Origin of the sequence: Novispirillum itersonii, assembly GCF_014205675.1 — a bacterium.
In the GTDB taxonomy this organism is placed as follows: Bacteria; Pseudomonadota; Alphaproteobacteria; order Rhodospirillales; family Rhodospirillaceae; genus Novispirillum; species Novispirillum itersonii_A.
Genome location: NZ_JACIIX010000003.1, coordinates 23,631 through 36,332 on the forward strand (window position 1 = coordinate 23,631; position 12,702 = coordinate 36,332).

At 63.8% G+C, this 12,702-nt stretch carries 12 protein-coding genes; 3 read left to right on the top strand and 9 right to left on the bottom strand.

Annotation, left to right across the window (positions count from 1 at the left end; all coding sequences use genetic code 11):
- Positions 1–137: 137 nt before the first annotated feature.
- The 4 genes from FHS48_RS05175 to FHS48_RS05190 all read right to left on the bottom strand — a co-directional run bounded on the left by FHS48_RS05175 (position 138) and on the right by FHS48_RS05190 (position 4,789).
- Entirely contained in the window at positions 138–2,090 is a 1,953-nt protein-coding gene (locus tag FHS48_RS05175) for an acetoacetate--CoA ligase (RefSeq protein WP_184262092.1), read from the bottom strand.
- Between the two features lie 157 nt (positions 2,091–2,247).
- Positions 2,248–2,850, bottom strand: a complete 603-nt coding sequence (locus tag FHS48_RS05180) for a TetR/AcrR family transcriptional regulator (RefSeq protein ID WP_184262094.1) — start codon at positions 2,848–2,850, stop codon at positions 2,248–2,250.
- A 77-nt stretch (positions 2,851–2,927) separates the two neighbouring features.
- A complete protein-coding gene (locus tag FHS48_RS05185) occupies positions 2,928–3,518 on the bottom strand; it encodes a glutathione S-transferase N-terminal domain-containing protein (protein ID WP_184262096.1) in 591 nt (196 codons plus the stop codon).
- A 62-nt stretch (positions 3,519–3,580) separates the two neighbouring features.
- On the bottom strand, positions 3,581–4,789 hold the full coding sequence (locus tag FHS48_RS05190; RefSeq protein ID WP_184262097.1) for a YbfB/YjiJ family MFS transporter: 1,209 nt from the start codon (positions 4,787–4,789) through the stop codon (positions 3,581–3,583).
- A 162-nt stretch (positions 4,790–4,951) separates the two neighbouring features.
- On the opposite strand from FHS48_RS05190, the gene FHS48_RS05195 reads away from it, so the two are divergent.
- Positions 4,952–5,719 carry a hypothetical protein gene (locus tag FHS48_RS05195; RefSeq protein ID WP_184262099.1) on the top strand — a complete coding sequence of 256 codons (768 nt, stop codon included), beginning with the start codon at positions 4,952–4,954 and terminating at the stop codon, positions 5,717–5,719.
- On the opposite strand, the gene FHS48_RS05200 is transcribed toward FHS48_RS05195, so the two are convergent.
- Positions 5,720–6,955, bottom strand: coding sequence for an MFS transporter (locus tag FHS48_RS05200; RefSeq protein ID WP_184262101.1), 1,236 nt, complete (start codon positions 6,953–6,955; stop codon positions 5,720–5,722).
- 145 nt (positions 6,956–7,100) lie between these two features.
- Between FHS48_RS05200 and FHS48_RS05205 the strand changes: the two genes are divergently transcribed.
- Together FHS48_RS05205 and FHS48_RS05210 are read left to right on the top strand one after the other, a co-directional pair.
- Entirely contained in the window at positions 7,101–7,910 is an 810-nt protein-coding gene (locus FHS48_RS05205) for an AraC family transcriptional regulator (protein ID WP_184262103.1), read from the top strand.
- A gap of 125 nt (positions 7,911–8,035) precedes the next feature.
- The gene (locus FHS48_RS05210) at positions 8,036–8,866 is read left to right on the top strand and encodes a substrate-binding periplasmic protein (RefSeq protein WP_184262105.1); all 831 of its coding nucleotides are present in this window, start codon (positions 8,036–8,038) and stop codon (positions 8,864–8,866) included.
- A gap of 126 nt (positions 8,867–8,992) precedes the next feature.
- Here FHS48_RS05210 and groL read toward each other — a convergent pair whose 3' ends face one another.
- From groL to FHS48_RS05230, 4 genes are all read right to left on the bottom strand, one after another.
- The gene (gene groL, locus FHS48_RS05215; protein WP_184262107.1) at positions 8,993–10,639 is read right to left on the bottom strand and encodes a chaperonin GroEL; all 1,647 of its coding nucleotides are present in this window, start codon (positions 10,637–10,639) and stop codon (positions 8,993–8,995) included.
- A gap of 56 nt (positions 10,640–10,695) precedes the next feature.
- Positions 10,696–10,986 carry a co-chaperone GroES gene (groES, locus tag FHS48_RS05220; RefSeq protein WP_019646755.1) on the bottom strand — a complete coding sequence of 97 codons (291 nt, stop codon included), beginning with the start codon at positions 10,984–10,986 and terminating at the stop codon, positions 10,696–10,698.
- 174 nt (positions 10,987–11,160) lie between these two features.
- A complete protein-coding gene (locus tag FHS48_RS05225; protein ID WP_184262109.1) occupies positions 11,161–11,613 on the bottom strand; it encodes a hypothetical protein in 453 nt (150 codons plus the stop codon).
- 51 nt (positions 11,614–11,664) lie between these two features.
- A complete protein-coding gene (locus tag FHS48_RS05230; protein ID WP_184262585.1) occupies positions 11,665–12,318 on the bottom strand; it encodes an EI24 domain-containing protein in 654 nt (217 codons plus the stop codon).
- Positions 12,319–12,702 lie beyond the last annotated feature (384 nt).

Consider the following 12,702-nt stretch of genomic DNA (forward strand, 5'->3'; position numbering starts at 1 on the left):
GTCTGCCCCACAGGGGGAGAAGGGCAATCCTTCTCCCCCTTTTTTTCGTCTGTTCCCCAGACAAAAGGGCGGCCCCCGAAGAGGCCGCCCCACCTGTTATTCCCAAAAAACCAAAACCGCTCCCGGAACAGTCGTCCTCAGGACTGAAGTTCCGGCCGGTTGGCAAACAGCTCCAGCGCTTCCGGGTTGGCCAGCGCTTCCTTGTTTTTCACCGGACGGCCATGCACCACCTCGCGCACCGCCAGTTCCACGATCTTTCCGGATTTGGTCCGCGGAATATCGGTCACCTGCACCACCTTGGCCGGAACATGGCGCGGGGTGCAGTTATCCTTGATCACCTTCCTGATTCTGTCAGTCAGGGCGGCATCAAGGGTCAGGCCGTCGCGCAGGCGGACGAACAGAACCACCCGGACATCATTGTCCCAGTCCTGCCCGACCACCAGCGACTCCACCACTTCATCCAGCTTTTCCACCTGACGGTAGATTTCAGCGGTCCCGATCCGCACCCCGCCCGGATTGAGCGTGGCGTCAGACCGGCCATAGACAATGATCCCGCCAGTCGGGGTCAGCTCAATCCAGTCACCATGGGTCCATACCCCCGGGCACTGATCGAAATAAGCGGCCCGGAACTTCACATCGCCCGGATCGTTCCAGAAGCCGACCGGCACCGAGGGGAACGCTTTGGTGCAGACCAGTTCGCCTTTTTCCCCGGCCACCGGCTGCCCGTCGTCGTTGAAGACCTCCACCGCCATTCCAAGGCCCCGGCACTGGATTTCCCCCCGGTAGACCGGCGAGACCGGATTGCCGAGCATGAAGCAGGACAGAATATCGGTGCCGCCGGAAATCGAGGCCAGCTGTACGTCCTGCTTCACCGCCTCATAGATATAATCGAAGCTTTCCGGCACCAGCGGCGACCCGGTGGAGGTGATCACCCGGACGCTGGACAGATCGTGACTGTCCTTCGGCACCATCCCGGCCTTTTTCACCGCATCAATCCACTTGGCGGAGGTGCCGAGCAGGGTAAACCGTTCTTCCTGACAGTAGTCGAACAGGATGTCCCCGGACGGATAGAACGGGGAGCCGTCGTACAGCATCAGGGTGGTCCCCGCCGCCAGCGAGGCCGCCAGCCAGTTCCACATCATCCAGCCGCAGGTGGTGAAGTAGAAAACCCGGTCGCCCGGCTTCTCATCACAGTGCAGCACATGTTCCTTCACCTGCTGGAGCAGGGTGCCACCATGGCTGTGGACAATGCACTTCGGCACCCCGGTGGTGCCGGAGGAGAACATGATGAACAGCGGGTGATCAAACGGCAGGCGCAGGAACTGCGGCACATCGGAGGCCGAGGCCGCCACGAACTGATCATGCGAGACCGCCTTGGCAATCGCCGACAGGTCGGCGGCCTCCTGCACATAAGGCACCACCACCACCGCCTGAAGGCTGGGGATCTCTGCGGCGATATCCCGGACCTTATCGCGGATGTCATGGGATTTGCCGTTGTAGAAATAACCGTCAACGGTCAGCAGCAGCTTCGGTTCAATCTGGCCGAACCGGTCCAGAACCCCCTGCACGCCAAAGTCCGGGGAGGCCGAGGACCAGATGGCCCCCAGACCGGTGGCAGCCAGCATGTACAGCATGGTTTCCGGCATATTGGGCATATAGGCGGCGACGCGGTCGCCCTTGCCGATCCCCAGCGCCTTCAGGGCATCCTGAATCCGCGCAACGGTCTGCGTGGTTTCCCCGAAGGTCAGGCGGCGCTTGACCTTGGTTTCACCCCAGAACACAAAGGCCTCCGCTGCCGGATCGCGCGGCTTCATCAGGTTTTCAGCGTAATTGACCGCCCCATCCGGGTACCACTTCGCCCCGGGCAGGCGGGTCACGTCATCAACCACAACCGCCCCACGGTCGCCGATCAGGCCGCAGAAATCCCAAACGGTATTCCAGAAGGCCGGGATATTCTCCACCGACCACTGCCGGAGACTTTCATAGTCGGACAACGCAGTGCCATGCGCCGCATTGATGGTCTGCATGAAGGCGGTGATGTTGGCGGCGCTGATGCGCTCCGGCGACGGTTGCCACAGCAGGTTCGACACTGAAAATCCTCCCTGAATGAACGGGCCTTGGGCCTGACTTTGATGATCCGGCGGGCCTCCCCCCGGCGGACCGGTCCGTCGAGTGTAGTGAAGCCACTGCCTTTGTACATCTCTTATCGGTCAGACCAATAAAGGTTTCATCTGAAACGGATACCGGTCAGGGAGCGGACCGGGATCCCGCCAGAGCCTCCAGCATCGCCATCGCCCCACGACAGGCATTGGTGCAGAGCGTCGGGTCCTGATGGACCCGGCTGAGGATATAGCCCCCCTGAACGACCGACATCAGTGCCCGTGCCGTTTCCACCGGAGGCAGACTGTCCGGCAGATGCCCGGTTTCCACTGCCTCGGCAATCACCGCCGTGACCCGCTGTTCCAACGCCCGGAAATAATCCGCGATGGGATCATGAAGGGCGGCCTCGAACACCGCGCTCTCGTTGGCCAGACGCCCGATCCGGCAGCCCATCAGGCCATCCCGGGGGGTCATCAACCAGCGACGCAGGCGTTCCAGCGGCGGATCATCCCCGCTCAGCAGGCTCAGGGACTTTTCGGTCAGCTCAGCGCTGACCTCCTCCAAGGCAGCCCGTGCCAGATCAAGCTTCCCGGGAAAATGATGATAGAGACTGCCCTTCCCGACCCCGCTGAGGGTCAGCACATCCTGCGGGCTGGTTTTCTCATATCCCTGCCGCCACAGCAGATCCTTGGCCGCGTTGAGCAGGCGGCGCCGGGAGGATCCATGCTGTGTACCGGTTTCAGGCTTCACGGCCCCACCTTCTTCCTCAGACTCCAGAAAAACCCCTCCGGCACCGGACCGGAGGGGGCATGCCGCCGCTGCGGTCCTCAGGCCGGTTTGGTCGCCTTGACCACCGGATGATCCTTCAGGCCCTCCCACCAGGCGGTCAGGGCCGGACGCCCGGTCCGCCAGGCCAGTTCCGGATGGCGGAAATCAATGTAATCAAGGGCGCAGACCAGCGCGATGGCCGGCAACGGCAGGGGCGCCCCGGTGGCCGGAACCGCCGCTTCCGCCACATCCAGCGCCCGCAGGATCGCATTACGGTAACGGTCCATCCACAGCGGAGACTGCTGTTCCGCCGGGCGGCGCTTTTCCCCGTTCAGGGCAACCCCGGCCTCGCAGATGCCATCGGCCAGCGCTTCATCGCGCAGGGCGGCCCAGCGGGCCGGACCCGAGGCAGGAAGCAGGCCGCCGCCACCCATCTCATTGACCGCCTGCACGATCACGGCGCTGTCAAACAGGGCCATCCCATCCCCGGTCAGCAGGGCCGGAACTTTCCCCAGCGGGTTGGCGGCCAGAAGCTCCGGCGGGTTGTCCAGTGGCATGGCATCAACCGCCGTCAGGGCCACACCCAGTTCGGCGGCAGCGATGGACACCTTGCGGGCAAAGGGGGACAGGGGGCTTGCATACAGAATCACGGCTTAGACTCCGGGATAAGAGAGAAAAAAGAATAGCAAAACAAACAGGACAGCAGGACCGGTCAGTGCCCGCCCAAACGCCGCCCCACCGGCAGGGCGGCAACGACAGCCCCCGCCGCCAGCGCCAGCGCCGCCACCAGAAACATCGGACGGTAGCTGCCGGTCAGCGTGAACAGATGCGCGTGCAGGGCCCCGCCTCCGGCCTGAAACAGAGCGAAAATGCCGGTCATCAACGCCCACTGCCCGGTCAGGCGGTGCGGTTCGGTCACCCCGGCCAACCGACCGGACATCAGCGCCACCACCCCCGGAACCAGCAGGCCGACCAGCACACTGGACACGGCCAGCGCCAGACCGGCATCACTGACCAGCGGCAGGGCCACCACGGCAGCCTTCAGCAGCAAGGCCAGCGGCACCGCACGCTGAAACCCGATCCGGCCCGCCACCAGCCCCGCCACCGGTGCCCCCAGCACCGCCCCGGTGCCGAACAGAACCCATTGCCCGCCGCCACTGCTGACCCCCAGCCCCAGCTCCCGGGCGATATAGCTGCTCCAGTAGACAGTGTGGGGGATATAGCCGATGGCATCGAGGCCATAGGCCAGCGTCAGCAGCAGGACCGGCAGCGGCATGCGCAGGCCGGACCAGCGCCCGCCGGGCTCCACCGCCGTTGCGGTCACCGGAGCGGGCTGCGGCAGCCCCCGCCGGAAGCCCGGCAAGGCCCCGATCAGGGCGGCTGCGGCAATCAGCCAGCTGGCTGTCACCGCATCGGCAACCGTCGGGATCACCATACCCGACAGGGCAATGCCCAGACCGATTCCGGCATAGATGATGGCGCTGACGGCTGGCCGTTCCGCCGCCGCTGTGGCGCGCAGGATGGAACTCGGCCCCAGCACCATCAGCAGGCCCCCGGTGATGCCGGTGATGCCCCGGCCAAGCGCCTGTCCGGTGGCATCCGGGCTGAGAGCCGTCGCCATCAGGGCCAGAACGGTCACCATCAGACCGGTCCACAGACAGCGGTCCGTGCCAAACAGACGGGCCAGCGGAGCGGCAGTCAGGGCCCCCACCGCATATCCGGCCAGCATCAGGGCCGCAGCATGGGCGGCGTCCTGTGGCCCCAGCCACTGTTCCGCCACCAGAAGGGGGGCAAGAGGCGTCAGGGAGAACCGCCCCATCCCGATCCCGACAAAGGTGGCGGCAAACCCCGGCAAAGCACGGGGCAAAGCGGTCAGCCACAGGACAAGGGCGCCGGAATGCCGGGGGAGCGACTGAGTCATGCTGTCACCATACCTACCAGTTGGTATAGTGGCAGCATGACGGCCCCGCCCGCCAATGTCCAGCGCTTCCGTATCACCGGAACAGATATGATCTTGGTCTGATCAGCAACTCGGGATATGAGAAAGAAGTAAAGAAACCATCCCAAGACCGGAACGCAGCGGATGCCCGAGTTAGAGACCCTCGCCCAGCAGATCGGCACTCTGTATGACGATGCGGCCCGCAAAGGATTTGACCTGAAGCCGATCCCGGTTTTCGACACCCGCCATGATGTGGTGAACACCCTCTACTTCCGCCCGACCGGCGTTGACCGCACCGTCCGACCGGTCGAGGACGAGGAGCTTCTGGCGGTCGGGACCTATGACCTCAGCGGCCGGGATCCGATTGCCCGGACCATGCTGCTGACACTGGAAACCGCCGTCGAGAAGATTCCCGGTTTTCTCAAGCTGGCCCCGGACGTGAAGTGCATCATCCCGGTCAATGCCGCCCTGCTGCATCACCGGGAGACCGCCTCGCTGTTCACCACCTTCTGCCGGTCTCACGCCCGGCATCTGACCTCAGCCCTGATTTTTGAAGTGGTGAACATCACCGGGGATCAGGCCATGAGTCACCTCGATGAAATCGCCCTTCTGCTCTATCCGTTCTGCCTGACCTATTCCGCCCGGATCGCCCCGAAGACGCAGGACCTGCGGCTTTACGCCTCCTGCAATTACAGTGGCATTGCGCTGGACCTGAAAGGCAAGCCGTGGCCGATGAAAGCGGTCGGCGGCTACTTCGAGGATCTGGTCAGCCGCAGCGAACAGCACCGCCTGAAAGCCTACTGCCATGGCATCGGTAGCGCAGAGCTGGCGGATGCCGCCCGACAGGCAGGCATCCGCTTTCTGTCCGGTCCCGGCGTCAACGACCTGTTTGGCCTGACTGTTCCGGCATGATCAGCGCCCTGCCCCGGTTTTGGGCAGGAACACCGTCACCAGCCCCAGCAGCGGCAGGAACGAGGTCAGCGTATAGACCCAGACAATGCCGTACTGATCGGCCAGTTGCCCCAGCCCGGCCGCCCCAAGGCCGCCGATGCCGAACATCAGGCCAAACATCAGCCCGGACACCAACCCGACCCGGCCCGGCACCGCTTCCTGCGCATAGACCACCAGCGCCGCAAAAGCCGATGACATGATCAGCCCCACCGTACTGGCCAGCACCGCTGTCCAGAACAGATTGGCATAGGGCAGCGCCAGCGCGAACGGAGCAACGCCGAGGAACGAAATCCAGATCACCGCCCGGCGCCCGATCCGGTCCCCCACCGGTCCGCCGACAAAGGTGCCGACCGCCACAGACGCCAGAAAGACAAACAGCAGGATCTGACTTTCCTGTGTGCTCAGGCCAAAGCGCTGAATCAGGTAGAAGGTGAAGTAGTTGGTCAGCGACGCGATATAGACAAACTTGGCGAAGACCAGCGCGCAGATCACCACAATCGCCTGAATGACCTGACGGCGGCCCAATCCTTCCCCTTTCTTCCCGGCCAGTCCCTTCAGCTGGGCCTGACCGTGGGTCAGCGTCCAGCCGGTCAGGCGGAACAGCACCCAGATCGCTGCCACGGCGGCGACGGAGAACCACGCCACCGCATGCTGCCCGTATGGAATCACGATGATGGCCGTCAACAGCGGACCAATCGCCGACCCGGTATTCCCGCCGACCTGAAAGGTCGACTGCGCGGTCCCGAACCGCCCGCCGGACGCCATCCGGGCAACCCGCGAAGCCTCCGGATGGAAGGTCGCTGAGCCGACACCCACCACCGCTGAGGCTACCAGCAGCATGGTATAACTGTCCGCCGTCGCCAGCAGCACGATCCCCAGCAGGGTCATCAGCATGCCCGACGGCAGCAGATACGGCATCGGATGTTTGTCGGTATACAGCCCGACCCACGGCTGGAGCAGCGAGGCCGTAATCTGATAGGTCAGGGCAATCAGGCCGATCTCGCTGAAGCTGAGGGCAAACTGCATTTTCAGCATCGGGAAGATCGACGGCAGCATCGCCTGAATCATGTCATTCAGCAGATGCGCCACCGCCGCCGCGCCGACAATACGCACATAGAAGGTGCCCTTCTCCGGCCCGGCCTGCGCCGGAACCGACAGGACATCCGTGGACTCGAGAACCGCTGCTTTCGCTGTCATGGGATACGTCCGGACGACAAGGAACGGGAACCAGTCAGAACCGGGAGACTCCGCCGTGACTGGAACCACTCTAATGGGCAGCAGTATAGAAAAGGCAGAAATGGCCGTCTCGCTCCCTTCTGCCAACTGTTGTAGAGTTTCTGCCATGTCGACAGCCCCCACAGACCCGCACGAGATTTTTCAGGATCAGCCCCTGCCTCTGGTGGCCATCGAAAGTGCCTGGCCCGGCGGATCGTCCACCGGCTGGCATTCTCACTCGTGGGGGCAGCTGCTGTATGCGATCCGGGGGGTGATGGTCATTCAGGCAGAGGCCGGGACATGGGTCGTGCCGTCCAACCGCGCCCTGTGGATGGCGGCCGGACTGCGCCATACCGTGAAAATGTCCGGGGCCGTGGATATGCGGACCGCCTATATTGACACGCAGATCTTCCCAGACCTGCCGGGGCACCCCTGCGTCATCAACGTTTCCCCCCTGCTGCGGGAGCTTCTGGTGGAAGCGGTGCGGGTGCCCCGCAATCAGCCCCCGACCGCCAGAAACCAGCGGCTGGTCTGGCTGATCGTCGATGAGCTGCGGGCCTCCGGCACCGTTGGCCTGCACCTGCCCATGCCGGGGCACCCGCATCTGCAGCGGCTCTGCCAATCCCTGATCGATCACCCCTCTGACCGGTCCGGTGCGCAGGAATGGTCGGCACGGATCGGGGTGGCCGAACGGACCCTGCACCGGCTGTTTTCGCAGGAAACCGGCATGACCTTCGCCCAATGGCGGGAGCAGGCCCGGCTGCTGTCGGCCCTGCGGGATATCGCCGCCGGTAAAAAAGGCATCGAGATTGCCCTGAACTGTGGATATTCCAGCCAAAGCGCCTTTTCGGCGATGTTCCGCCGCCACTTCGGCCTGTCTCCGTCTGATTTCTACCGTCAGATCTCTTCGGATGATCCCCCTGCGCATTCCCCCTGACGGACGGTCCGGCCCGCACATCGTCACACGCTTATAAACCCGGTGGACGGAGAAATGGTTTACTCTGACACTGTCAGAAAAGGTCCAGCATCCTTCACGGTCGGGCCACAGCAGGGGGCATCACCATGGCTGCGGCGCCATCTGCGGCTTCTCTTCCCGTCTCACGGTCCGGCCACCGTCGCCGGATCCGCCGGGCGTTGCTGGCCCTGTCACTGACGGGCCTGCTGGGCGGCACTCCTGCGGTTGCGGCCGGGCCTCTCCCGGCACCGGACACGCCGGAAGCACCGGAGAGCATCCGGCTGGCAACACTGGACTGGCCGCCCTACACCAGCGCCCGCCCGCAGCCGGGCAGCCTGCAGACGGTGGTCCGGTCCGCCCTGTCGGCCAGCGGCATCACCCTGTCCTCCACCGTCCTGCCGTGGCGGCGGGCGATCCGGGTCGGCCTGAAAGATCCGGGCTTCCATGGCTACTTCCCGGAATATGCCTCCCCCCAGATGAACGGCCTGTGCCTGCTGAGTGACCCGATCGGTCAGGGACCGCTGGGATTGGTCCACCGGGTGGACACCCCGGTCCGCTGGTCAACCCTGCACGACCTGAAAGGGGTCCGGCTGGGGGTGGTGCAGGATTACATCAATACGGATGCGCTGGACGCCCTGCTGCGCCTCGGGGAGTTGCAGGCGGAAACCGCCATGGATGATGCCACCAACCTGCGCAAGGTGCTCGGCCGCCGCATTGATGCCGCCGTTATTGATCTGGCGGTCTTTCACTTCCTGATCCAGTCCGAGGCCGATCTCCGTCCCTCGGCGGATCTTCTGGTGGCATCCCCGCAGAGTCTGGAGATGAAGACACTGCACGTCTGTTTCCGCCCGACGGCGGAAGGCGAGCGGTTGCGCGACCGCTTCAATGCCGGCCTGAAGACCCTGCACATGTCTCCGTTCTCTCAGCCAACCCGATAGGCCCGGCCCGGACACAAAAAAGGGCCATCCCATCGGGATGACCCTTCTCTGTACTTTGGGGTAACGCGGAATGCGTCACGGCCCTGATCGGGGTGGGCCCCGGCTGATGCCGGAGCCCGCAGCCGATTAGAAGCCCATGTCGCCCATACCACCCATGCCGCCCATGCCGCCCGGCATCGGAGCATCCTTCTTCTCCGGCAGTTCGGAGATCATGGCTTCGGTGGTGATCAGCAGACCGGCGACCGAAGCGGCGTCCTGCAGGGCAGTACGCACGACCTTGGTCGGGTCGATGATGCCGGAGGCGATCATATCGACATACTGACCGGACTGGGCGTTGAAGCCGAAGTTGACGTCGCTCTGTTCCAGCAGCTTGCCAGCGACGACGGCACCATCGGTACCGGCGTTTTCAGCGATCTGACGGACCGGAGCCTGAAGAGCACGACGGACGATTTCGATACCGACGTCCTGATCGTTGTTGGCACCCTTCAGGTTGGTCAGGGCGCGGACGGAGTACAGCAGGGCGACGCCACCACCGGCGACGATGCCTTCTTCCACCGCAGCGCGGGTGGCGTGCAGGGCGTCGTCAACGCGGTCCTTGCGTTCCTTCACTTCGACTTCCGAAGCACCGCCGACCTTGATCACCGCAACGCCACCGGCCAGCTTGGCCAGACGTTCCTGAAGCTTTTCACGGTCGTAGTCCGAAGAGGTTTCTTCGATCTGAGCGCGGATCTGGTTGCAGCGGGCTTCGATGTCAGCCTTGGAACCGGCACCGTCAACGACGGTGGTTTCTTCCTTGGAGATGGTCACCTTCTTGGCAGTGCCAAGCATGTCGATGGTGACGCTTTCCAGCTTAATGCCCAGATCTTCGGAGATCACGGTCCCACCGGTCAGGATGGCCATGTCTTCCAGCATCGCCTTGCGGCGGTCACCGAAGCCCGGGGCCTTCACGGCAGCAACCTTCAGGCCGCCACGCAGCTTGTTGACCACCAGGGTGGCCAGCGCTTCGCCTTCGACGTCTTCAGCGATGATCAGCAGCGGCTTGCCGGACTGCACGACCGCTTCCAGCACCGGCAGCAGCGGCTGCAGGGTGGACAGCTTCTTTTCGTTCAGCAGGATGAACGGGGATTCCAGATCCGCGATCATCTTGTCGGCGTTGGTGACGAAGTACGGGGACAGGTAGCCACGGTCGAACTGCATGCCTTCGACGACGTCGAGTTCGGTGGTCAGGCCCTTGGCTTCTTCGACGGTGATCACGCCTTCGTTGCCGACGCGTTCCATCGCCTGAGCGATCATGTCACCGATTTCTTTTTCGCCGTTGGCGGAAATGGTGCCGACCTGAGCGACTTCGCCCGAGGTCTTGATCTTGTTGGTGCGGGACTTCACGTCTTCGACGACGGCGGCAACCGCCATGTCGATGCCGCGCTTCAGGTCCATCGGGTTCATCCCGGCGGCGACGGCCTTGACGCCTTCGCGGACAATGGCCTGCGCCAGCACGGTGGCGGTGGTGGTGCCATCACCGGCCAGATCGGCGGTCTTGGAAGCGACTTCCTTGACCATCTGGGCGCCCATGTTCTCGAACTTGTCCTTCAGTTCGATTTCCTTGGCGACGGAGACACCGTCCTTGGTGATGCGCGGGGCACCGAAGGACTTGTCGATCACGACGTTGCGGCCCTTCGGGCCCAGGGTCACCTTAACGGCGTTGGCGAGCAGATCGACGCCGCGCAGCAGACGGTCGCGGGCGTCGGTGGAGAACTTAACGTCCTTGGCAGCCATGTGAGTATTCCTCTGAAAAAACGATGTGTTGAGAGGCGATCAGGCGACCGGAAGCCTTAGGCTTCCAGAATCCCCATGATGTCGGATTCCTTCATGATCAGGAGATCCGCGCCGTCGATCTTCACTTCGGTGCCGGACCACTTGCCGAACAGCACGGTGTCACCGGCCTTGACGTCCAGAGCAATCAGCTTGCCATCTTCGCCGCGAGCGCCGGCGCCGACAGCCACCACGGTGCCCTGCATCGGCTTTTCCTTGGCGGTGTCCGGGATAATGATCCCGCCAGCGGTCTTTTCTTCAGATTCAACGCGCTTCACCAGCACGCGATCGTGCAGCGGACGAAACTTCATAATGGGTCCTCCAATTGAGCGTTGCCCAGTTTGAAAGTATGACTCCGACGGAGAGCCTAAACAGCTTAGCACTCCCCACAGTCGAGTGCCAAAGAGGTAGTCTGCCCGCTGCCCGAAGTCAAGAGGGGCAGCCCACAGTCAGGCCGCCCCTCTCTCCGCTTTTCTGCACAGGCCTCAGATCGCCGAGGCGGCAAAGCTTTTCAGACAGTCCGGCACCGCCATCCGCCGCCCGCTCATATCACGGCTCTCAATCCAGCTCGACAGCCGGTTTTCCGGGGCGGTGCGGTCAGGATAGAAGGTGATATCCAGCACACAGCGCCCGGTCACGAACTGCCAGACCTCGGCAGGCTGTTCCCGCCGGATATAGGTCGGCTCCCCCAGCAGGGAACTGATGGTGGCAGGCGGACGGCTTTTCAGCTCTTCTTCCTTCGGCACCACCTTGATCGGGGCCCGGTGCGGCACCCCCGGCATGATGTAGGCATTCTGCTGATCCGGCCCCTGCGCCGTCTGCGGGCCGCCACAGGCCACCGGCAGCAGACACAGCGCCAGAACAGCCGCCCGGCGGAGAACCGGACGCAGCGACTCGGGCCGGGACAGCAGCGGAAACGGCATCAGGGCGAGGGACATGGCGGACTCTCCGGACATGGGGCGGGTCTGATAAGGCACGGGGCCAGGCGGTCAGGCCGCCGGGCGCAGACGCTGCACCATATGCACCATCACCGCAACCCCGATGATCGGAGCCAGCAGATTCACCCCGGGGATCACCAGCAGACCGGCCAGCACCATCCCGGTGCCCCAGATCCGCAGCCGGTGGGTGCGGCGCAGGGCCGCCACCTCGGTCTTCGCCATCCGCCGCAGCGCCGCCAGTTCAAAATATTCCCGGCTGAGCAGATAGCCGTTGAGGACGGCAAAGACCGCCAGATTGACCACCGGCACCAGATACAGCGGCAGCACCAGCAGGTTAAGCCCGACAGTCAGCCCCAACAGGCGCAGGCCGTCCAAAACGGCGGTCAGGACCGGGGTCTGCCGGGCCGGAGGCAGGCCGGGGTAATCCCGCCGCTCCACCGCTGTCGCCACCGTATCCAGAAACAGACTGAGAAACGCCGAGACCGTCCCCGGAAACAGCAGCCACGCCACCATCACCGCCGCCAGACCACCCAGCACATCAATCGTCATATCCACCCACGGCATTGCCGTCAGCGCCGCCGTTGACAGCGCCCAGACCGTCACCCCGAACAGGGCGGCAAAGATGACAATCGCCGCCACCACCGACAGGGCCAGCATCTTGCGGATCGCCGGATCCCCAAGGTCGGACAGAGCCTTCCAGAACATCGCAATCACGCTGTCGCACTCCTCTTGTCTCAGGCCCGTCTTTTGTGGCCTCAGGATCACCCCGGCGCCGCCCGGTGCGGCCACATTGGCGGTGAAGATCAAAAAAACAACCAAAAAGCAGACCAAAAGGTCTTGCTGTCTCTGTTTCAGGCCTTGTTCAACCTTAGACCGTCTGTATACTCCGCCGCCGCTGAACAGGTCTTCTGCACCGGCTGCCTTCATTTGGCATTGCGACCCCGCCATCCGCAAGATGCCGGACGGAAGAGAGAGCGGTCCCGCCCCACGCGATGCACCGCCATCCTGTCCCGCAGATGACCGACAGAACCGTCACCGGCACAGGCCCCGGGTGGGGCGGTTCAGAGACTTGAATGAACAGGACCCCGC